The 21,189-nt window shown below is 61.5% G+C and carries 17 protein-coding genes; 4 read left to right on the forward strand and 13 right to left on the reverse strand.

From position 1 onward, the window contains the following. Nucleotides 1–75: 75 nt before the first annotated feature. The 3 genes from kynA to C7450_RS23290 are packed head-to-tail and all read right to left on the reverse strand — an operon-like array spanning nucleotide 76 to nucleotide 3,506. Nucleotides 76–909, reverse strand: coding sequence for a tryptophan 2,3-dioxygenase (kynA, locus tag C7450_RS23280; protein ID WP_110376853.1), 834 nt, complete (start codon nucleotides 907–909; stop codon nucleotides 76–78). Beyond that, on the reverse strand, nucleotides 906–2,099 hold the full coding sequence (gene kynU, locus C7450_RS23285) for a kynureninase (RefSeq protein WP_110376854.1): 1,194 nt from the start codon (nucleotides 2,097–2,099) through the stop codon (nucleotides 906–908). The genes kynA and kynU overlap by 4 nt, the downstream gene beginning before the upstream one ends. Before the next feature lie 15 nt (nucleotides 2,100–2,114). After that, on the reverse strand, nucleotides 2,115–3,506 hold the full coding sequence (locus C7450_RS23290) for an aldehyde dehydrogenase family protein (RefSeq protein WP_170147386.1): 1,392 nt from the start codon (nucleotides 3,504–3,506) through the stop codon (nucleotides 2,115–2,117). A 169-nt stretch (nucleotides 3,507–3,675) separates the two neighbouring features. Between C7450_RS23290 and C7450_RS23295 the strand changes: the two genes are divergently transcribed. After that, the gene (locus tag C7450_RS23295; RefSeq protein WP_110376856.1) at nucleotides 3,676–5,007 is read left to right on the forward strand and encodes a UbiD family decarboxylase; all 1,332 of its coding nucleotides are present in this window, start codon (nucleotides 3,676–3,678) and stop codon (nucleotides 5,005–5,007) included. 153 nt (nucleotides 5,008–5,160) lie between these two features. Next, nucleotides 5,161–5,538 (forward strand): RidA family protein, encoded by a 378-nt coding sequence (locus tag C7450_RS23300; RefSeq protein WP_110376857.1) that lies wholly within the window; start codon nucleotides 5,161–5,163, stop codon nucleotides 5,536–5,538. 643 nt (nucleotides 5,539–6,181) lie between these two features. On the opposite strand, the gene C7450_RS23310 is transcribed toward C7450_RS23300, so the two are convergent. From C7450_RS23310 to C7450_RS23340, 7 genes are all read right to left on the reverse strand, one after another. Beyond that, nucleotides 6,182–7,243, reverse strand: coding sequence for a threonine aldolase family protein (locus tag C7450_RS23310; RefSeq protein ID WP_110376859.1), 1,062 nt, complete (start codon nucleotides 7,241–7,243; stop codon nucleotides 6,182–6,184). 13 nt (nucleotides 7,244–7,256) lie between these two features. Then, nucleotides 7,257–8,033 carry a creatininase family protein gene (locus C7450_RS23315; protein ID WP_110376860.1) on the reverse strand — a complete coding sequence of 259 codons (777 nt, stop codon included), beginning with the start codon at nucleotides 8,031–8,033 and terminating at the stop codon, nucleotides 7,257–7,259. Between the two features lie 117 nt (nucleotides 8,034–8,150). After that, entirely contained in the window at nucleotides 8,151–9,017 is an 867-nt protein-coding gene (locus tag C7450_RS23320) for an ABC transporter permease (RefSeq protein ID WP_170147387.1), read from the reverse strand. Continuing rightward, nucleotides 9,014–9,952: an ABC transporter permease gene (locus tag C7450_RS23325; protein ID WP_110376862.1), complete on the reverse strand. Its 939-nt coding sequence runs from the start codon at nucleotides 9,950–9,952 to the stop codon at nucleotides 9,014–9,016. The genes C7450_RS23320 and C7450_RS23325 overlap by 4 nt, the downstream gene beginning before the upstream one ends. Nucleotides 9,953–9,979: 27 nt before the next feature. After that, entirely contained in the window at nucleotides 9,980–11,539 is a 1,560-nt protein-coding gene (locus C7450_RS23330) for an ABC transporter substrate-binding protein (protein ID WP_110376863.1), read from the reverse strand. 71 nt (nucleotides 11,540–11,610) lie between these two features. Next, nucleotides 11,611–12,870: an aminopeptidase gene (locus C7450_RS23335; RefSeq protein ID WP_110376864.1), complete on the reverse strand. Its 1,260-nt coding sequence runs from the start codon at nucleotides 12,868–12,870 to the stop codon at nucleotides 11,611–11,613. Continuing rightward, nucleotides 12,863–13,573, reverse strand: coding sequence for a cysteine hydrolase family protein (locus C7450_RS23340; RefSeq protein WP_110376865.1), 711 nt, complete (start codon nucleotides 13,571–13,573; stop codon nucleotides 12,863–12,865). Before C7450_RS23340 ends, C7450_RS23335 begins: the two co-directional genes overlap by 8 nt. 261 nt (nucleotides 13,574–13,834) lie before the next feature. Between C7450_RS23340 and C7450_RS23345 the strand changes: the two genes are divergently transcribed. Next, nucleotides 13,835–14,569: a UTRA domain-containing protein gene (locus C7450_RS23345; RefSeq protein WP_110376866.1), complete on the forward strand. Its 735-nt coding sequence runs from the start codon at nucleotides 13,835–13,837 to the stop codon at nucleotides 14,567–14,569. Here C7450_RS23345 and C7450_RS23350 read toward each other — a convergent pair. The 3 genes from C7450_RS23350 to C7450_RS23360 all read right to left on the reverse strand — a co-directional run bounded on the left by C7450_RS23350 (nucleotide 14,554) and on the right by C7450_RS23360 (nucleotide 19,497). Then, nucleotides 14,554–15,978 carry an amidohydrolase gene (locus tag C7450_RS23350; RefSeq protein ID WP_245450070.1) on the reverse strand — a complete coding sequence of 475 codons (1,425 nt, stop codon included), beginning with the start codon at nucleotides 15,976–15,978 and terminating at the stop codon, nucleotides 14,554–14,556. The genes C7450_RS23345 and C7450_RS23350 overlap by 16 nt on opposite strands. A gap of 482 nt (nucleotides 15,979–16,460) precedes the next feature. Beyond that, complete coding sequence (locus C7450_RS23355; protein WP_110376867.1) at nucleotides 16,461–17,288, reverse strand: alpha/beta hydrolase; 828 nt, start codon at nucleotides 17,286–17,288, stop codon at nucleotides 16,461–16,463. Between the two features lie 199 nt (nucleotides 17,289–17,487). Next, nucleotides 17,488–19,497: a heavy metal translocating P-type ATPase gene (locus C7450_RS23360; protein ID WP_110376868.1), complete on the reverse strand. Its 2,010-nt coding sequence runs from the start codon at nucleotides 19,495–19,497 to the stop codon at nucleotides 17,488–17,490. Between the two features lie 348 nt (nucleotides 19,498–19,845). On the opposite strand from C7450_RS23360, the gene C7450_RS23370 reads away from it, so the two are divergent. After that, on the forward strand, nucleotides 19,846–21,018 hold the full coding sequence (locus tag C7450_RS23370; protein WP_210206513.1) for an alpha-D-ribose 1-methylphosphonate 5-triphosphate diphosphatase: 1,173 nt from the start codon (nucleotides 19,846–19,848) through the stop codon (nucleotides 21,016–21,018). Nucleotides 21,019–21,189: the final 171 nt, after the last annotated feature.

Here is a 21,189-nt window from a genome sequence, read left to right on the forward strand (position 1 = left end):
CCGCACCCGACCCCACGGGAGGGCGGCACAGGCGTCAGGCCGGGTCTTGTCACGACGGCGCGAGGTGCCTGGCGCTCACAGGTCGGACCTGACATGCCAGAGCTCGGGAAACAGCTCGACCTCGAGCATCCGGCGTAAGTAGGAGACGCCGCCCGTGCCGCCCGTGCCGCGCTTGAAGCCGATGACACGCTCCACCGTCGTGACATGGTTGAAGCGCCAGCGGCGGAAGTAATCCTCGAAGTCGACGAGCTTCTCGGCGAGTTCATACAAGGGCCAATGGCGCTGGGGATCGGCATAGACCTGCCGCCAGGCCTCTTGCACCTTGGGATTGACGGCCCGGGTCTGGCGGATGTCGGCGCGCGGCTCGTCGCCCACGTCAAAACCGTTGCGCTTGAGAAGGGCGATCGCCTCGTCGTAGATCGACGGCGCGTTGAGGATGGCCTCCAGCCGCGCGAGCGTTTCGGGGCGGTGCTCATGCGGCCGCAGCATGGCGAGGTTGCGGTTGCCCGCGAGATATTCGATGGCCCGATATTGCCAGGACTGGAAGCCGGAGGACTGGCCCAGCGACGGCCGCATGATGTTGTACTCGGACGGCGTCATGGTCCGGAGCACGTCCCAGGCGGAATTGAGCTGATCGAAGATGCGGGCGACCCGCGTCAGCATCTTGAAGGCCGGCTGCAGCCGGTCGTCGTGGATCGCCTTCGCCGCAGAGCCCATCTCATGGATCGCGAGCTTCATCCATAATTCGGAGGTCTGGTGCTGGATGATGAACAGAAGCTCGTCATGGGCATCGGAGAGCGGCTCCTGGGCGTTCAACACCGCATCGAGATGCAAGTAATCGCCGTAGGACATCTTGCGCGCGAAGGACATCTCCGCGCCTTCGACGGATGGATCATAGGGCTTCGTCATGTCACGGATGCCTTGCGATGATAGTCTGGCGTGTCCCATAGCCGCTTGTCGATGACCTCGGCGAGAACGGCCACCGCCTTGTCGACGTCGGCCTCGCCGAGGTAAAGCGGCGTGAAGCCGAAGCGCATGGAATCGGGCGCCCGGAAATCGCCGATCACCCCGCGCGCAATCAAGGCCTGCATGACCGCATAGGCATGGGGGTGACGGAAGGACACCTGGCTTCCGCGCTCTGCCGGATTGCGCGGACTGCCGAGTTCAAGAACCGGACAGGCGGCCTCCACCCCGGCGATGAAGCGCTCGCTCAAGGCGATGGACCGCGCCCTGATGTCCTTGAGGTCAACCCCTTCCCAGACGTCAAGGGCGGCATCGAGCACGGTCAGCGCGATGACCGGCGGGGTGCCGACGCGCATCCGCTCGATGCCCGGCGCCGGGCGATAGTCCAGATCGAAGGCGAAGGGCGCTTCATGCCCCATCCAGCCCGACAGGCTGGGACGCGCGCGCTCGGCATGGCGCGGTGCGACATAGATGAAGGCAGGCGCGCCGGGACCGCCGTTGAGATATTTATACGTGCAGCCGATGGCAAAATCCGCGTCCGCTTCCGTCACATTCACAGCGAGCGCCCCGGCGGAATGCGCCAGGTCCCAGACCGTGATGGCGCCGGCCGCATGGGCTTTGGCGGTGAGACGCTTCATGTCGTGAAGACGGCCGGTGCGATAGTCGACCTCGGTGATGAGCGTCACCGCGACCTTATCGTCGATGGCGGCCTCCACCTCCTCGGGCTTGACGACCTTCAGTTCATAGCCACAGCCGAGCGAGGCGAGCAGCCCCTGGGCGATATAGAGATCCGACGGGAAATTGCCGCTGTCGGACAGCACCACGCGCCGCTCGGGCACGAAATCCAGCGCGGCGGACAGTGCCTGATAGACCTTGATGGACAACGTATCGCCCATCACCACCGTGCCGGGCGCGGCGCCGATCAGCCGCGCCACGCGGTCACCGACCTTGCGCGGCTGCACATACCATCCGGCCGTGTTCCAGCCGCGGATGAGCTGGTCGCCCCATTCCTGCGTCAGCATCCGGGTAAGCCGTTCGCCGGCCGCGACGGGCAGCGGCCCGAGCGAATTGCCGTCCAGATAAATGACCCCGTCTGGCAGATGGAAGGCCGCGCGGGTCTTGGAAAAATCGGTCATCTCTGCGTGTCCTGCTCAGGCGGCCACCGAACGAATGACGATCGCCTTCTTGCGCAGAAAACGTCGGAAGCCGCCGTAGCCATAGCGGGTGCCGCCGAGGCCCGAGCAACCGAACGCCGTCTTCTCGGCGCGGGCGCCGACGCCGCCCATCGTATCAAAATCGTTGATCCACATGCCACCGGCATTGATGCGGCTGCCGAGCGCGATCGCCTTGGCCTCATCGCCGATAACAGCCGCAGAGAGCCCGAATTCCGTGTCGTTGGCAAGCCTGACCGCTTCCTCCTCGGTATCGAAGGCCATGATCGGGATGATCGGGCCGAAGGTCTCGTCGCGCATGATCGCCATGTCCTGCGTGACGTCAACGAGAACGGTGGGCTCGCACCACAGCCCGCCGCCGTGTTCGCGGATCTTGCCGCCGGTCAACACCTTGGCACCCTTCGCGACGGCGTCGGCGAGCTGGTCGCGCAGGATATCCGCCTGGCGGGCGAAGATGATCGGGCCGAGTTCGCCCTGTCTGATGTCGTCCATGTTCATCGTGAGCGCCTCGACGCGGGCCACCACCCGCTTGCATACGGCGTCGTAGACGCCGCGCTGCACATAGACGCGCTCGATGGCGCAGCAGAGCTGGCCTGAATTCTCCACCGACCCGCGCACGATGATCTCCGCGGCAAAATCGGGCTCGGCGCTGTCCAGCACGACCGCAGGGTCGCTGCCGCCGAGTTCGAGGAAGACGGTCTTGAACTGCCGGGCCGCGTGCTCCTGCACCTTCCGGCCGGTCCGCACGGAGCCGGTGAAGACCAGCGTGTCGGTGAGGTCGACGATCATGGCGCCGGTCTCGCCGTCGCCCTCGAAGACGTCGAGCACGTCGCGCAGATAGTCCACCTCCTGGATGGCTTGGCGGAAGGGCTTGATGAAGCGCGGCGTGACCTCCGACGGCTTGATCGCCACGGCTGAGCCGGCCAAGAGGGCCGTGATCGCGTCGATCATGCAGAGGATCAGCGGGTAGTTCCACGGCGAGATGATGCCGACCAGCTCATAGGGTACGTGCTGCTGCTGGAAGCGCAGCGTCGGGTCGGAGGACTGGCCGCTCGCCTCGGCCAGAGCCTCGGCCGCCGTGGCGCAACGCATGCGCGTGATGCCCTTGAGGCCCTCGATTTCATTGACCGACCATTCATGGCGGCCGGTGTCGGCGCAGAGCGCCGCAAGGATCGCGTCATAATGCCGGTCCACGGCGTCGCACAGGTCGAGCATCGCCTTCGCGCGGCCTTCGATGCCGCGCGCCAGCCACGCGGGCTGGGCGGCGCGAAGCGCCTCGCAACGGTGCTGCAGCGCCTGGCGGTCGAGCGGCGTTATCACGTAATCATTCGCGCCGGTGCGCGGGTTGCGGATCTCAAGCGTGCGGGTCATCGGGCATCCTCTCGGCTCAGCCGAAACATGGCCGAGCGTCCCCTTCCTGCAAAGGGGCGCCTGTCGCGTAATGCCGAATTCCAAAAAGTTAGGGCTGGCGAAGAAAAAGCGAAAGCTGTTATCCGCAGCCGCGAGGGGCTTTACTGGCGAAATCAAGAAGGAGACGACCATGCGGCGATTCATCGACGATCTGTCCCGGCGCGGCGAACTTGGCGTCGTGCGCCGTTCCGTCGATCCGCGCCACCAACTCGCCGCCATCACCAAAGCCGTGCAGAAGGCCAGCGAGCAGGCCGTGCTCTTCGAGACGGTCGAAGGCACGAATTTCCCGGTCGCCTCCAATCTCTATGGCAGCCACGAGCGGCTCTGCCGCCTGATCGGCGCCGGCGACGGCACAACCTTCTGCCAGCGATGGATCGAACTGACGGATGCCTGTATTGCGGCGCGCGAGGCCGACGTGCTGGAGCAGGCGCCCGCCGCGGTGCAGGCGGAATTCGTCGCGGGCACACTTTCCGACCTGCCGGCCATCACCTATCACGCACGCGACGCGGGGCCTTACTTCACCTCCGCCATCTTTCTGGCGCGCGAGCCTGATTCAGGCGTGCCAAACCTGTCGTTTCACCGCGCCATGTATGTCTCGGACAAGGAATTGCGGGTGCGCCTCGGCGGGACGCATGATCTCGCCCGCTACCAGGCAAAGGCCGAGCAACGGGGAGAGCCGCTGGAAGCGGCGCTCCTCCTCTCCTGCCCGCCCGAGATCTTCCTGGCCGCCTGCGCCTCCCTGCCCTATGAGGCCTCGGAACTGACGATGGCGGCCAAGATCAGCGGTGCCAGACTTCCGATGCGACGTGGCGTGTCGATCGACCTCGACGTGCCCGCATCCGTCGATATCGTCGTCGAGGGCCGGTTCCTGCCGAATGTGAAGCGGCCGGAGGGTCCCTTTGGCGAATTCATGGGCAATTATGTCGGCGTCGGCGACAACCATGTCTTCGAGGTCAGCCACGTGAGCTACCGGCCCGGCGCCGTCTTCCACGGCCTGGTGTGCGGCTCGCCGGAGGATCTGCGGCCGCTGGAAGCCGTCACCGCCGCCCGCATCTACCGCCACGTGGCGTCGCAGATGCCCGGGGTCATCGACGTCTGTTGCCGTCCCAATGTGATGATCTCCATCATCAAGATCCGCAAGACCTATGAAGGCCAGGGCAAGCACGCGATCCTTGCGGCACTCGGCTCCCATCTCGACTACAACAAGGTCGTCATCGTCGTCGACGAGGACGTGGACATCTACGATCTCGACGACGTGATGTGGGCCTATATGACGCGCGGCCGCGCCGACACCCGCGCCATGATCCTCAACGACATTCCCGGCTTCTATCGCGACCCGCACAAGGACCACTGGGGGCGGCTGTGCATCGACGCAACCATGCCCTTCGGCCGCGAGGCGGAGTTTGCGCGCAAGACGATCCCCGGCGAAGACGCCATCGATCTGCGCGAATGGCTGGCGTGACGCCCGTCCTCGCGTCCGTCCCCTGGTTGGGCGAACGCGAGCGCCGGTCTGTGCCGGTCTCCTAAAAGCTTCGCCCGTTTGCGCAAGCCGCACGCGTTCCGCGCCAGCCGGCCTTCGCTACTGTCTCCTCAATCAACGTGAGGAGCTTCACCTATGAAGAACAGGATCTTTTCCGGAGCGCCGTCGGAAGACTTCGCCGGCTACGCCAAGGCGGTGATCGACGGACCGACCATCTATGTCTCCGGCACGATGGGCCAGGACACCACCGGAGCATTCCCCGAGAGCGTTGCGGAACAGGCGCGCAACGCGCTCGCCTCCATCGATGCCGCGCTCGTCAAGGCCGGCGCGAGCCTGAAGAACGCGGTCGCCTGCCGCGTCTATATCACCGATGCGGGCTATCTGAAGGACGTGGCGCAAGTCCTCGGCGAGGTCTTCCGCGACATCCGCCCGACCAATACGCTCCTCGTCTGCCAGCTTCCGGCGCCGCAGGCCAAGATCGAGATCGAGGTGACTGCTTCGACGCGAGGCTAGCGAGTGTCAGGACCCAATTCCTGGAGCAAACCCGGCTTGGATCGAATCCGCCGATGCGATCCGAGCCGATGAAATTGCTCGTTGATTTTAAAAAGGAGCGCGTCCGCAAAAGACGGAAATGCTCCAGGTCTTTGTTTCTACGCATTTTCTTCACGCGAACCGGTGTTCACTTCGCTCAAAAATGCTCTAGGCTCAATCGACATTCGAGAATTGCCGCAAGAGTTACATTGTCATCACCGGGCTTGTCCCCGAAATCGGATTTATCCGAATTTCGGCTTTTGGTCAGGAACTCGGCTGTAGCCGAGTTCCGCGTTGAACAAGTTGAAGTCGGGCAAGCCCGACTTCAATGATAAGCCCGGCCATGACAGCTGAAAGCGCTGAATGTCGATTGGTCCTAGGATGAAAAAGCTCATGCAACGGCAAAGAGAGGCCGGGGCGGCAATGAGGGCCCGAAGCCGAGCACGGTCGGCGGCGGTGACTCCCAATATGTTCCCCGTGCGCATCCTCAACCGTCGCCCAATCCCCGGCCGCGAAGCTCAGGGCCGAATCTTTCGCGTCGAACAGCCACGACGGTGTTTTACGGTCTTCATTGCATTACTTCCGATGTCGTCGGACGCACGCGCAATGACATACGCGACGCCCATCACAGTCTAAGCGCGGAGAGGATCCGATTTGCCACATCGTCGGGTGAAGCCAACAGCCAACTTGCATTGGCCTTGATCGCCAAACTTCCAGATGAAGGTGATGCGAACTTCAGTCGCGCGGACCGTGCACTTTCACCGGTGTCTCCAAATAGTGCCGCCTCGCGTACGATCGAAAGGGTCGCGCAGTTTGACCCGTCAGGATAGATATTCACCTCGGCCCCGCCTGCCCGGAGCGCCGCCAGAACCGCGTCTGATGCCAGCCTGGTCTGGCGCCACAAGTCAGTCTGGGAGGGCAGTGAATCGAGTGCCAGCAGCGCGGCGGGCCACATCTGATAGAGGCCGCCGCCTTGTCGGCGACGTTCGTGGAAAAGGCCGTCCAAGGCGGCCGCCGGCCCCGCGAGCACTGCGCCGAAGGGCGCAGTGAGGTATTTGTAAAGCGACAAATAAACGAAGTCGAACGGCTTCGCGATTTCGCTTGGCGAGCGTCCCGTCCATGCCGACTCGATGAAGACGCGCGCGCCATCCAGCAGCAACGGAATTCCGTGCGTGTTGGCGACAGCCACGACGCCATCGCGTGCCGCCTGGTCGAAGATGCGGTTGTGCAGTCGGCGGCTCGGAGTCTCGATAACAATCCCGCCGATCGTCGCCTTGACGCGAGCGCTGGCTGCTCGGGCTATTTCGGCCAAGACCTGTTCAGGATCAAACCCGGCTCCCCTCCCCGCAACCGGCACTAAGGTAATACCAGATGCCGTGGCGCTGTCGCCTGCATCATTGAACACATGGCTATCGCGATGGACAATGACCCGCGGACCTGGGCCGCGGGCCATGAGTTGCAGCGCAAGCCTGTTTGCCATCGTGCCCGTTGGCACCATCACCGCCCGTTCCTTGGCGAAAACGGTGGCAACCGCCCTCTCAAGCGCCTCGACCGGACCACCGTCGCCATAGTAATCTGCGGCGATATCGCCATCCGCGGTCAAATCAGCGAGCCGTCGCGCCATCTCCCTGGGCGTGGGCACAATGCCGTCGTCAGCCAAGTTGATGAATGGAAGATCGCTCCCCATGATCGGGTCTTTCTCATGACGATTTCGCAAGGGCGTCCGGGTAGTGCGCCTTTATCCCGTTGACGATATCATCCACGATCGCCGATACGATCGCAGTTCCCTTCTCCTTGCTGGCCAGCGTCGCATCGCCACGAACACCCGTTGCAGTGTAATCTCTGCCACTGTTCGGATCGCGGCCGAAAATGGCGGGGAAATAGAACGCGCTTTTTGGCTGATCGAGCATATTGCCGTAGTCGGTCACAAGCTTGTCCATGTAGACACGCTTCTCATCCAACTCCAGGATCATCGACGTCTCAAGCTCGCATGCATGCCCACCGAGTTTCTGCTTGAGCAAACTGTGGGCGCTGAGTCCCAAAGAAAGGATGTGAGCAACACCAACTCGAACAGAGGTTCGCGCGTAGAACTCACGAACCGTGTTCTCAACAGTCCCTTCTGTCGAAACCCCGGTGTTATATATCAACATATTTCTTACGCCATGATCATAGAATCCTGAAAGAATTTCGTCGAGCAACGCCGCGAACGTCGCCGGTGAGATATGTTGACTTCCGGGAAAGCGCCGGAAGGCTGGAAAATAGGCGATGTTGACGACCGGTGCGGCGACAACCGGGATTTCCTGAAGCACGCGATCGGTAATGTCCCTGGCCAGTATATAGTCTGTGCATAGCGGCAGCGCATGGCCATGCTCCTTCGAGGCAGCCCCAATGGGTATGATGACGACTGCATCACGATCAAACCAGGCCTTCGCCTCCGGCCAAGTCAAATCTTCAAGCCAAACACCCTTCTTAGTCAATTTGCTCTCCTATGTCTGCATTACGGTCGTTGTACTTCGGAAAAGCAGTCGGGATAGTGACGGACCACCCTGCGAGATCCGCCTTGAGACGTCCGTGTCGGCTGAACGCGCCGCTCATCACCGCCGCACTTTTGGATCGAACACGTCACGCAAGCCATCACCGAGTAGATTGAAGCCGATCATCGTGATCATCAGCGCGGCGCTGGCGGAGAGCGCCAGGTGCGGATCCGTGCGGAGATTTGGCAGTCCCTCGCGGATCATGCCGCCCCACGTCGGATTCGGCTCCACAACACCAATTCCGAGGAAGCTCAAGCCCGCCTCCGCCATGATAATCATGCCAACGCTCAGTGACGCGCGCACCAGCAATTGCGGGAAGATGTTGGGCAGAACATGCCATAGCATGATACGCCATATCGGCGTGGCGCAGGAGATCGCCGCTTCGATATAGAGCTCGTTGCGGACTGAAAGCACAAGCGAACGGGCAAGGCGGGCGATGCCCGGCCACCACACGAGCGAGAGCGTCACGATCGTGGTCAGGACACCTGGCCCAAGAATGGACGCAACGAGAATAGCAATGATGACCTCTGGAAACGCGAAGGTAACGTCGACCACGCGCATGACCAGTCCGTCGATCCTGCCGCGGACCCAGCCGGCGCATACACCGGAGGTGACGCCAATCGACATGATGATGGCCAGAACGGAAATGGCTATCAGCATGGAAATACGTGCAGCAGCAATCAATCGGCTCAGAACATCTCGGCCTAGCTCGTCAGTTCCGAGCAAATTGGTACTGCTCGGAGGTCGCCAATTATGAAGAACATTGATCTTCGTCGGATCCGTCGGCGCCAGCCAAGGTGCAAAGATGGCGATAAGCACCATCGTTCCTACAATCGCGCACCCAATCATCGCTTTCGGTGTGCCCATGAAGCGCGCAAGGAACTCTGATCGCACCCGTAAAGACGGCGATAGCGTAGGCGCACTCACGACGCATCTCCAGTCAAGCGTACGCGTGGATCGACTATACCGTAAAGCAGATCAACAGCGAAATTGATCAGCGTGTAGAACGCAGTGAATAGAAGAACTATTGTCATCGTTACTGGATAGTCGCGCGCCAATATTGATTCCACGGCTATCCGACCGAGACCTGGAATATTGAAAACCGTCTCAACGATAAACGCGCCTGACAGTAACGCGCCAAAAATGATACCAACGGACGTGAGCAACGGCACCAGCGTATTGCGCATGGCGTGCCGATAGATGACGAGAGACTCGCGCACGCCCTTGGCCCGGGCCGTACGTACATAGTCGCAATCAAGGACTTCAAGCATATAGGTGCGAGCCAGACGGGCGATGACGGCGGTCGGCGCAACCACCAGCACGATGATCGGGAGGATCGCTTGCTCAACACTGCCCCAGCCCGCAACAGGCAGCAATTCGAGCTTTATTGAGAATACCCACACCAGCACAGCAGCCAGCGCGAAGCTCGGTATCGAGATGCTCGCAACCAGCGCGATCGTGATGACAGCGTCAAGCCAACCGCCTGCCCGCACCGCGGCAGATACGCCGAGAACCACACCGATCGGCAACGCTACAAGAAAGCTTACAAGCGCGAGAATTGGCGTGATTGCAAGACCACCTGCGATAACATTGATAACACTATAGCCGACGAAGCGATAGGAAAGTCCGAATGTTCCAGACGCTATGCCGGCGAGATAGTCAAACAACTGGTACAGAAGCGGCCGATCAAGACCATATTGCGCTCGTAACCTTTCCGCAAGATCTACGTTACCGGACTGGTCGCTGAGCATAACGGTAATAGGGTCGCCCGGCACCATCCGCATGGCGAAGAACGTTACCGTAACTGTTACCGCCCAGACGAGGAGCAGGCTCCACAAACGTCTTAATATATAGCGTAACATCGTATTTTCAGCTCACAGGTCAGGATTCTACGGCTTGATCGAGACATCCCAAAATGGCTCGAGGCGAGAAGACGTCAGCTTGACACCCTTCACGCCGGGCTTCACCAGAACGACCTGAAGCTGCAGCGGCAGGGGGCACATGCCCCATTCGTCGAGCAGAATTTTCTCCGCTTGATTATAGACTTTGTATCGCGCATCGTTATCGGCGATGGCCTTGGCTTCGGCGATCCGCGCATCGTATTCTGCGTTCTTCCAGCCCCGATTATACGGACTCGGCCCATACCAAAGCGCTTCTAGAAAATTGAGGCCATCTGGATAATCCAGGCTCCATCCCCAATAATAATAAGGGAGCTGCCGGGAGTTCATCGACTTGAGCATGGTACCGCGCTCGAGTATCTCAACCCCGACATTCACGCCGAGCGCTTCCTTGATTTTCGAAGTGATGTATAGCGATTCCGTCTTGTTAGGCTCGAGGTTCGAAAAATTCAGCGGTGGCATGCCGGCGCCGCCAGCGTATCCAGCCTCGGCAAGCAGCGCCCTGGCACGCTTCGGATCGACGTTTATCGGCTTCAGATTGGAATTATACCCTCCAATTCCCGGCGGGACCGCCCCATAAAACGGAAGAGCCGCCCCATAATACAGGCCTTCGATCATCTCGGCCTGATCGAGGCTGATGCAGAACGCCTCGCGCACACGCTTGTCCTCAAAGGGCTTGTAGAGCTCTGCGTTCATCGCGAGATAGCGAACGCGCGCCTCCGGGCTCGTGACAAGCTGACCCTTCATCGCGGCGTCGCCGATGACCCGCCGGACCAAATCTGCAGGCACGCGCAAGAGATCAAGACCGCCGGTTTCGTACATCGACATCGCCGTGTTAGAGTCCGGCACAATCATGAAGCGAACGCCGTCGATCTTTGGTGCGCCGCGCCAATAGTCCTTATGCGCTTCAAGCTGGACTTGCTGACCGCGCGACCAGCCCCCGAACTTGAACGGCCCGGTACCGGCAGAGATTTTCGTCGCCCAGTTGGCACCGGCCTCCGCGATCACGCCGCTATCCATCATGTAGATTGGATAGAGCGGGAACAGAGGATTGACCGATTTAAGCGCGATTTCGACCGTATAATCGTCAACGATCTTCACGCCCTTGAGCTCGGTCGTCGCGCCACTCTTGACCTCGTCTGCTCCAACAATAGCGCTGGCATGAGGCGAATTCAGTCCTGCTTTGCTCGTCGGAAGCAGGAGTTGCTCCAAGCTGAACTTCACGTCCTTGGCCGTAAAAACGCGTCCGCTGTGAAATTTGACGCCTTTCCTTAGATGTATGCGAAATCCCCGGCCGCCATCGAGAGCCTCCCAACTCTCTGCTAGTGACGGTATGACATTTCCATGACTATCAATTGCCGTAAATGATTCATATATATTGCGAATCACGTCGCCAGCTATCAGTTCCGAGGCGACTATCGGATCGATCGTTGCCGGGTCAGCCGGCAGGTTGGTCCTCAATTCGGCGCAGACAACTGGTGTCGCGAAAGCCATGTATGTCAGAAGCGATAGCGCGGTGGTTCCAATTCCGGCAGTTTTGAACAGGTTCATTATCCCGGCCTCCGGATTATTTCATCGTTTTCGCGTTATACTGAGGGCGAAGCATTTCTATTGCTTCGCCCTCAAGTCCATTCACCTTGACGCATGACCGGCTCTACGGCGCCGTCGGCATGAATGCCATCGACATCGATCTCACCCGAACCGATCATGCAATCGACATGTATCAGGCTCGAATTGCCACCACGCGCTGCGACCTCCTCCGGGCTGCGCGTGATGCCGTCGCGAAAACAGTCGGCATAACATTGACCGAAAGCAATATGGGACGCAGCATTCTCGTCGAATGTTGTGACATAGTAGAGCAAATCCGAGCGCGATATCGGCGTGCTATCGGGCACGAGCGCGACCTCGCCAAGGCGCTTCGCCCCCTCATCGGTATCGACCATACGCCTCAAGATGTCCGCGCCGCGCGATGCCCGTACGTCAACGAGCCGACCTGCCTCGAACCGCACCTCAATCCCCTCGATGAGAGTGCCCCCGATCGCGAGCGGCTTTGTCATGCGTGCATGGCCCGACACCCGTTCACAATGCGGCGCCGTGAACACCTCTTCAGTTGGAATGTTGGGTGTAATTGTCCTGCCGTTTGCGGTCGCGGATGAGCCCCCCTTCCAACGGTGATCATCGGCGAGACCAACGGTCAGGTCAGTCGCCGGTCCGCGAAATCGAAGTGAGGCGAAGCGCTTGCCGTTCAGCCAGTCGGCCCTGGCATGGAGATTCGCGTTATGGTTTCGCCATTCAGCAACCGGATCGTCGACGTTGACGCGGCTCGCCGCAAATATCGCGTCTGAAAGCTTGCTGATGGCCTCTGCCGCATCAACATCGGGAAACACCGCGGCCGCCCAAGCTGGTGTTGGGTAGGCGACTTTGCCCCAGTTGATCCCAAACCCGGCGGTCATCTGCAAGACCGGGCGATGTGCCTTCCACTCAGCCTTGTTGAGCCGTGAGATTCCGTCTGAGTTCTGCCCTGCGAGCAGCGTCGGGTTGCTTCCCATCACGACGATGCGGGCCGTATTCGCGCGGAGCGCTTCTGCCATACCCTTATAGAGCCAGGATGGCGCTTGATCGAAGCTATGGTCCGACGCATGTCGACACCGAATAAGGGCCATGTCCTCATCGGTTAAGATGGGAGTTACAAGGCCAGCACCCATTTGATAGGCATGCCTCGCCAACAACCGCACCATGGGCAAAGTCGCCAGGGGAGCAATGATCAGTAAGTTCTGCCCTTCGGCCAGATCGACGCCGACGGTGAGAGCCATGCGCGCCAACCGGTCGAGCTTGACGGGATCGATCGCGCGTGCCGCTTTAGGATCGCCGCTCTCATGCATGGATCGCCGCCTGTTCGTCCATGAGGAAAACCAGCTCGGCACTGCTCATGACATTGCAGTATATCATGTTCAGTATTTCAAGCTCGCGCTCGTGGAGATCGTGCGAGCCGGCTGCGGCACAATCTTCCACCAGAATGACGTGGAAGCTTTCGTCGGACAGCGATCTTACTGTTGACGAGAGGCATTGATCAGTAAGGATTCCGACACAAATTACGGTCCGGATGCCTATATTGTTTAACATCAACCGCAAGTTTGTCCCCGTGAGGCAACTCTCGGTCGTCTTCGTTACAACGATCTCACCCTCAGCTGGCGTCAGTTCTGCGACGATCTGTGAGGCGTGCTCGTCAAAGGGCAGGAGCAGATTGTTGAATCCAGGCAGCTTCTGGCTCAATGATCTGTCACGACCGTCCCGTGTGAGAGCGGCAATGCGCACGTGGATACATTCTACGCCGCGCTTTCTCATCTCCCCAAGGAGCGACGAGATGTTAGGAATGACCGTTTGGCGCATCCGCTCGTGGAAAGGCTCCCAAGCGTCGTAGCGCTTACGCTCGCTTTCATTGAGGGTTGCCGGATCGGGACGCTTCAGAAAATGGTTCTGAACATCGACGACGAGCAGCGCGGTCGTTGCCGGGTTCAGCGGCGGAGCAACTGGATCAGGTGCATCCTGATAGTAGAATGAGCGCCGCGCCTGTCGCCAGTCCATTTCCCCCTCCTAAACGAACCCCTCAAAATGAGCGTGACCGAAGACGCCCATCGAGTCAATATGCATATGCATTACAATAATGCACATACAATATTTTCTGAGGATGACAGTGCAATTTGGGTTTTCGATCGGCCGGAGATGTCCTATGCCGCGCAGTGAGGCTGCAACGTCACTGCGCCGGAGTTGGCTGTCGTTGGCTGATGATCGATCCGCAGGAACTGAGTGGCGAGTACCCGCCTTAATTTGCCCGGGAACCTGAAAATGATTACGAGCCGTGGCGCCCTGGCTGTTCATCTCCGGATCATCGAGGATTTCGAGACCCGCATACTTTCGGGTCTCTGGCATACTGGTTTCCGCATCCCGACGGAGCATGAGATTGCGGCCGAGTATAATTGTTCGAGGCCAACAGTTGCCAAGGCGCTGATGCTGCTCGAGCAAAAAGGGATGATCATGCGGCGCAAGCGTGCGGGGAGTTTTGTCCGCCGCCCGCCGGCCCAATCTGTCATCCTGCAGGCCCTTGATCCGGCCACCGAGATTAGCGCTCGTAACCAGAAGCGCCGTTACGAAGTACTCTCTCGCGTGGTTCGCAGAACAACATCGGGCGATCGCGCTAAGCTGCGGATGCGGAGCGGGCGCGTCCTCAGTATCGTTACCCGCGATTGGGCGGATGACGTTATTTACTGCTTGGAGGAAAGACTATTCAACCTTGATACAATTCCGGATGCGGAACACATCGATTTCGATAAGACGCCCCCGTCCGAATGGCTGGTCCTGCGCGTGCCATGGAGGACGGGCGACAACTCTATCTTCGCCGAGGAAGCCAGTGAATCACATGCTGAGGCATTGCAGGTGAGGCCTGGTGCGGCGCTGCTATGCATAGAAAGACAGGTCTACGTGAGTACTGGCTACCTCTCGTATAGTATTACGCGCTACCCTGCCAGTCAGCAACGTCTGCGAGCGCACTACGACACGAGTGCAATTCACCCAACCACCTGACGAACGAGATCGATATCCACGCCCGCTACAGGATTACGGAAGGGATTCGACTTGCGGAACGCGTCATGTTCGACCTTCGCCGCCTTGATGATCGCCGGATCGCGGAACAGAGCAATGGCAAGTTCGGCCATCGCCTTGGCGGCGAAAGTCATTCCTTTGTGCGCAGCTGGCGACTTCCCCTGCGCGGTCATCTGCCACGTATGGACGAGCGTCCCAAGCGCGGCAGTCGCCGCGCGGCATTGGACGACTGGGACGACCCAACTTACGGTTCCGACGTCCGTTGAGGTCATCGCCAGGTCCGATTCCACTGAAGGGTCCATGAGACCGCCCCACAGCGCCATTCCATCGGGAGGCGCTTCGCGTAGGCGCGCGATTGCGTTTGTGATTTGGTTCGGTTGAAGCGTCGCTTGGATAGCACGGGCAAACGTTTGGTCCGCTTCATCGAAGGTCGGAGGATCAAGCCTCTCCAAGACTTGCCCCATAAGCAACTCTAAGACCCTATTGCCAACCAGCTCGGCACATCCGGCCAGGCGCACGATTTCCACGCTTGTGCCGGTCATCATAGCAGCACCTCGTGCTATGTCGCTGATGCGCTCGAACAGAGGCCACACATCGTTGAGACGCGGCGACCGGATCATGTAGCGCACGCACGCATTGGCTGGAATCGTATTCGGCGCCATGCCGCCTGCGTCGACGATAGCATAGTGAAACTTGGCACCCGGCGGGACGTGTTCACGCAAGTAATTCGCCCCGACATTCATCAACTCGACTGCATCGAGCGCGCTGCGTCCCAGATGGGGACTTGCAGCAGCATGAGCTGCTTGTCCCTTAAAGTGGAAATCCGCGTTGATGCAAGCCAGCGAGGTCGGCGCGAAAAGGCCGCTTACAGCGCCGGGATGCCAGCAAATGGCGACATCCACGTCATCGAACAGACCTTCTCGTACCATGAAGGATTTGGCACTGCCCGCCTCCTCCGCAGGGCAGCCAATGTAACGAATGCGGCCGGGCGAATGCGAGAGCGAGAGCCATTCCTTCACCGCAGCAGCGGCCATAAGCGCGCCGGCGCCGAGCAGATTGTGACCGCATCCATGACCGTTTGCACCCTGAACGAGCGGCCGGCATTCAGCCAAGCCTGCTTCCTGGCTCAACTGAGGCAGGGCGTCGAACTCGCCCAAGATGGCGATGACAGGTCCTTTGGTCCCGAACGCGCCGGACACGGCGGTATCCAGCCCGCCCAGCTGCAAGCCGATGGAGAACCCCTCCTCGCGAAGCATGTCGATATGCGCGCCGGCAGAGGCTGTCTCTCGAAAATTGGTCTCAGGCGTGCCCCAGACACGGTCACTTAGCGCCGCGTAGCGTTCTCGCCGCTTCTCAACGAGTTCGCTCGCCAAATTCAGTTCGCTCGCCAAGTCGGTTCTCAAAGCCGCCCCTCCAATAATGCATATGCATAATTGGAAGAGCGAGGAATTGTCAAGCTTTCGAATATGCGCGCGGCACGTCGATTGCCGAATGCGTCAAGCTGACAGTACCCAGAGCACGCTGATTTTATACGGAACCACCGTGTCATTCCGGGGCGGGCCGAAAGGCCCGAGCCCGGCAATCCATGAACACGCGGTCTAGAGCATTTTCTTCACGCGAACCGGTGTCCACTTCGCTCGAAAATGCTCTAAGAAGAAGGCGCATCGGACTGTGCCTCCCCGGTTAAGCGTGGTGTTCGTGGGTTCCTGGGCTCTTCGGGTTCCGGGCGCCTCGGATTCCGGGCTCCTCGCTGACGCGAGGCCCCGGCATGACGGCGAGATTCCATCCAGTATTCACTGGTGGGTTCGCCCCGCCGTGGGGCACATCTATTGGTCCTGAGCCTTGCCGTCAGACCACCCCCCGGTGCGCTCTCTTAATCAAGAAGCGTCTTCGTCAGGGGATGTTCGCGATCGGCGAGACCGTCCACAATATTGAAATGATGGCGATCGGGCTCGACGATCGCCGTCGTCCGCGCGCCAAGCCCGGTCCAGATATTGGCCAGAAGCGCGCTCTGGCGGAGGAACTCCTGGCGTTCGGCCCCGCCGGCCCAAGAGATGACGCGCGCACCGGGCAGCGGTCGCAAAAGGGCCGGGCTCTCCGCCAGCGCTTCCGGCTCATCGATGCGCAATGTCTGGTTCATGGCTGTCTTCATCAGGGGACGCAGATCGTGCAGTCCCGAGATCGAGACCACAGTGCGGAGGCGGCCGAGGATCGCGTCCGAAAGCGGTGACGTCGCGGAGACCATGCGGCTTGCGAGGTGCCCCCCGGCGGAATGTCCGCTGAGCGCGATCGGACCGTCGATCAGGTCCGCGGCCCTGGTGATGGCTGCCCCCATTTCCGCGACGATGCCTGAAATGCGGATGCCGGGACACAGCGTGTAGCTCGGCATCGCGACGGCATAGCCGCTGTCCACGGATCCGGCCGCAAGGTGCGACCAGGCGCGATGATCGGATTCCATCCAATACCCGCCATGGACAAAGACCATAAGGCCTCGCGCCGCAGTCTCGGGCAGGAAAAGATCGAGCCGGTGACGCGGCCCGCTGCCATAGGGGATGTCCAGCCGGGCGCGACCCTCAGCCGATAGTTTGTCGCGAAAGGCCTGCGCCGCCTCGACCCAGATGTCAGGCCAGCGATCGCCACCGGCGATGTTGGCACCGTTGGCATAGGCATCGTCCCAGTCCTCGATGAGACGCTCGAGCATGGGTTCCTCTCCTCTCGACGGCATCGCAGCAATGGCCAGCCATGGCCCGCCGCGTCAAGGGGTGAAGAGGAAAAGTTTGGGGCGGGCCGATGCGCCTGTCGGCATCGCCCGGATGCCTCCGATGTCCATGATTCCTTCGACACGACGGCGTGCAGGATGGCGACCGGTCTCGGTTCCCACCCTGTGATCGGCATGGACCCTATGGCGCCTTTCGCGGTAACCGCATCGCGTCGGCGGCGGGGAGCAGGCGCGCCGAGTTCGAAATGAAGATCAGTTCCGACGAAACGTGGATGAAGGCCGCCAGGAGCGGGTTCAAGAAACCGAAGGCGGCCAACGCGATGCCGAGCGCATCGACGGTTATCGTGCCGGAAAAATTCTGCCAGATCACGCCGCGCGTGCGCCGGGCGATCCGGACCGTCGCGACGAGACGCTCGAGGTCGTTGGCGAGCAGCACGATGTCCGCACTTTCCTTGGCGACGTCGGTGCCGGAGCCCATCGCGATCCCGACGCTGGCCGCCGTCAAGGCCGGCGCGTCGTTGATGCCGTCACCGAGCATGGCGACCTTGGCGCCGGACGCGACCAGCGCCCGCACGCGCGCGAGCTTCTGCTCCGGCAGCATGCCGGCCTCGACCGTATCGATTCCGAGGCCCGCACCAACGCTCTGCGCGACGGTCGCATTGTCGCCCGTGAGCAGGATGGTGCGGATCTTCAAGCGATGCAATTCACGGATCGCGGCTGCCGCTTCGGGCCTGACCTCGTCCGCCACAGCGAAGCTCCCGGCGTAATGCCCGTTCACGGCAACGCAGACCTCGGAGGACACGGCATCGCCGCCATGCACGGCTGGAATGTCGATCCCCTCCGCCTCAAGAAGCTTGACGCTCCCGATCAGGATGCGGTCATCGCCGCGTTGCGCCGCAACACCCCGCCCGAGCGTATAGACGAAGCTGTCAGGCTCGGCCACCGCGATCCCGCGGGCGCGGGCCTCCGCGACGATCGCCTTGGCGAGCGGATGCTCCGAGCGCAGCTCCGCGGTGGCAGCCAGGCCGAGCAAATCCGCCTCGCTGCGGCCAGACGCGGGATGGATCGCCAAGACGCGTGGTTCGCCGAAGGTCAGGGTGCCGGTCTTGTCGAGCACGATCGTATCGATGCGGCCGAGCGTCTCGAGATGCATGCCGCCCTTGATGATGGCGCCGTTGCGCGCGGCGCGGCCGATGCCGCCCAGCACGGCCAGAGGCGTGCCCGCCGCGACGCCGCAGGCGCCGGCGACGATGATCACGGAGATCGTGTCGCGAATGTCGCCGGTGAGCAGGTAGGTCACGACCGCGGCGGCGAAGGAGAAATAGACGAGATAGCCGGCCAGTTGATCCGCCAGGCGCTGGACAGGCGCGCGGGACTGCTCCGCGTTCTCGATCGCGTCGATGATGCGCCCGAAGCTGGTGTCGCGCCCGATACGGGAGACCTGGATATCGAGTGCGCCCGACTGGTTGATCGAACCGGCGAAGACCGTGTCGCCCACGCTGCGCTTGATCGGCATGGACTCGCCGGTTATGTGGGCCTGATCGACATAGGACAGGCCGGAGCTGATCATACCGTCGACCGGAATGTTCTCGCCCGGCGCAACCAGGACGTGCTCGCCGACCGCAATCGTATCGATCGGCACGGTCGCGATCACGCCGTCGCGGCGCACGGTCGCCTCATGCGGCATCACGTCGATGAGGTCGGCGATCGCCGCGCGCCCGCGATCGACCGTCAGATGTTCGAGTTCCTCGGCAACGAGCACAAAAAAGGTGACCACCAGCGCGGTGAAGAATTCCGAGATCGCAGCGGCCGCCACAATGGCGATCGACATGGACAATTCCATGGTCATCCGCCGCTCTTTGATATTCGCGATCGCCTCGCGGAAGATGGGCCAGGCTCCGAAAAGCAGGGCCGCCACGCCAACGAGATCCAAGCCCGCCACGGGACGGACCGCCTGGAACCAGACCAATGCCGCCGCGACGGCGACGACCACGACACGCAGGACCTCGATGGTCTCGAAGTCATGACCGAAGAGGGTCAGCGCACGCGGGATACGGTCGCCGAGCCACCCAGAGGAGCGCCTGGCCTGCTCGGCCGCGCTTGCATGGCAGGAGCGCTCGAATGGACGGAAGCACGTGCAGGGCTGTGCGCTGGCGGGGCAAAGCGGCACCGGGCCTGTGATCGTCGTCATGGTCGTATCATCCCGATCGTGCAGATGTCGAAGCTGCCCGCCTAATTTATAATTGTTCTAATTAAAATCAAGAGGCCGCTTGCCGGCTCAGTCAGCTGCGGCGGCTCTCCGTCGATGACCTTGCCGCGCAGCTCGATCTCACGCCGCGTTACCTCCCCATGCCATCTGAGAAAGAGCCCCAAACATTCGCAGAGTTCGTCGCCGAGCAGGTTCGGCTCCGCGCTCAAGCCACGGCTCGCCGGGACGCCGATGGCAAATCCGCGAGCGCTTACATCGCAGCGTCATCCGGAGACGTCATAGTCGCCGGCCGCGGCGCCGGCGCCGTCAGTGATCCGGAGATTCCCCCACGTGAACTTACCCCCGCATCCCATTGCCGCCACAGATGTGGCCATATCCTTCGGCAATGCCCACGTCGTACTCGCCGACCGCGTGATCCATGGCTTCGTCGTCATCGCCGGCGACCGCATCCTCGACGTCGGCACCGGCCCGACACCGGCCGGCAGCCTCGACCTTGGCGGCGATTATCTCTTGCCCGGGCTCGTCGACATTCACACGGACCATTTCGAGAAGCACGTCTTCCCGCGCGCCCATGTCCGCTGGAACATCATGCGGGCGCTGCTGGCGCATGACGCGCAAGTCATCGGCGGCGGCATCACCACCGTGTTCGACAGCCTGTGCGTCGGCGCCACCGCCACCTTGGAGCGGCGCGAGATCCTCGCGCCCATGCTCGAAGCGATCGAAGCGGCGCAGGCCAAGGGGATGCTGCGCGCGGAGCATCTCGTCCATCTGCGCTGCGAGATCACTGACGCGCTGACGCCCGAACTGACTGCCGCCAACATCGATCGCCCCGTGGTCCGCCTCGTCTCCGTCATGGAGCACGTCCCCGGCCTGCGCCAGAGCCGCGATCTCACCGCCTATATCGACCGGCGGCAGAAGGAGACCGGCAAGTCGGCCGACGTACTGCGCGCCGAGATGGACCAAGCGATTGCGGACGCCGGAGATATCGGCGCCCGCGTCCGGCCCCGGGTCGTTGATCTCGCGCATCAGCGCGCGCTGCCGCTGATGAGCCATGACGATACCGAGGTCGCGCATATCGAGCTCGCGAAGGCCGATGGCGTCGCCGTATCCGAATTCCCGTGCACGCTGGAGGCGGCGCGTGCCGCCCGCGCCGCCGGCATGGCCATCGTCGCCGGCGCGCCCAACCTGCTGCGCGGCGGCTCGCAATCCGGCAACGTCGCCGTCGCCGACCTCCTGGCGGAGGGGCTGGTGGATGTCCTGGCGTCCGACTACGTGCCGCGCTCGCTGCTCGATTGCGCCTTCGCGCTCGCCGAGGAGCCGCGTTTCGGCATCGACTTGCCGCGCGCCGTCGCCATGGTCGCCAAGGCCCCGGCGGGAATTGCCGGGGTTGATGACCGCGGCGAGATCGCGCCGGGCAAGCGCGCCGATCTGCTGCACGTCGCCCTCGCCGACGGCCACCCCTGCCTGAAGCAGGTGTGGCGCGCCGGGCGCCGCGTCTCCTAGAGCATTTTCGAGCGAAGTGGACACCGGTTCGCGTGAAGAAAATGCGCTAAAACAAAGACATGGAGCATTTTCGCGATTCGGAGAAACGCGAAAATGCTCTAAAGCAAAGCAGGCTTGGATTGAATCAGCCGATTCAATCCAAGCCGGTGAATGGGCACGTCTATTGTCGAG

It is taken from the genome of Chelatococcus asaccharovorans, from assembly GCF_003201475.1.
Taxonomy (GTDB): domain Bacteria; phylum Pseudomonadota; class Alphaproteobacteria; order Rhizobiales; family Beijerinckiaceae; genus Chelatococcus; species Chelatococcus asaccharovorans.

Coding starts and splice junctions, on each gene's coding strand:
- kynA (WP_110376853.1), bottom strand. CDS start 909: ATGACGAAGCCCTATGATCCATCCGTCGAAGGCGCGGAGATGTCCTTC.
- kynU (WP_110376854.1), bottom strand. CDS start 2,099: ATGACCGATTTTTCCAAGACCCGCGCGGCCTTCCATCTGCCAGACGGG.
- C7450_RS23290 (WP_170147386.1), bottom strand. CDS start 3,506: ATGACCCGCACGCTTGAGATCCGCAACCCGCGCACCGGCGCGAATGAT.
- C7450_RS23295 (WP_110376856.1), top strand. CDS start 3,676: ATGCGGCGATTCATCGACGATCTGTCCCGGCGCGGCGAACTTGGCGTC.
- C7450_RS23300 (WP_110376857.1), top strand. CDS start 5,161: ATGAAGAACAGGATCTTTTCCGGAGCGCCGTCGGAAGACTTCGCCGGC.
- C7450_RS23310 (WP_110376859.1), bottom strand. CDS start 7,243: ATGGGGAGCGATCTTCCATTCATCAACTTGGCTGACGACGGCATTGTG.
- C7450_RS23325 (WP_110376862.1), bottom strand. CDS start 9,952: ATGTTACGCTATATATTAAGACGTTTGTGGAGCCTGCTCCTCGTCTGG.
- C7450_RS23330 (WP_110376863.1), bottom strand. CDS start 11,539: ATGAACCTGTTCAAAACTGCCGGAATTGGAACCACCGCGCTATCGCTT.
- C7450_RS23335 (WP_110376864.1), bottom strand. CDS start 12,870: ATGCATGAGAGCGGCGATCCTAAAGCGGCACGCGCGATCGATCCCGTC.
- C7450_RS23340 (WP_110376865.1), bottom strand. CDS start 13,573: ATGGACTGGCGACAGGCGCGGCGCTCATTCTACTATCAGGATGCACCT.
- C7450_RS23345 (WP_110376866.1), top strand. CDS start 13,835: ATGATTACGAGCCGTGGCGCCCTGGCTGTTCATCTCCGGATCATCGAG.
- C7450_RS23355 (WP_110376867.1), bottom strand. CDS start 17,288: ATGCTCGAGCGTCTCATCGAGGACTGGGACGATGCCTATGCCAACGGT.
- C7450_RS23360 (WP_110376868.1), bottom strand. CDS start 19,497: ATGACGACGATCACAGGCCCGGTGCCGCTTTGCCCCGCCAGCGCACAG.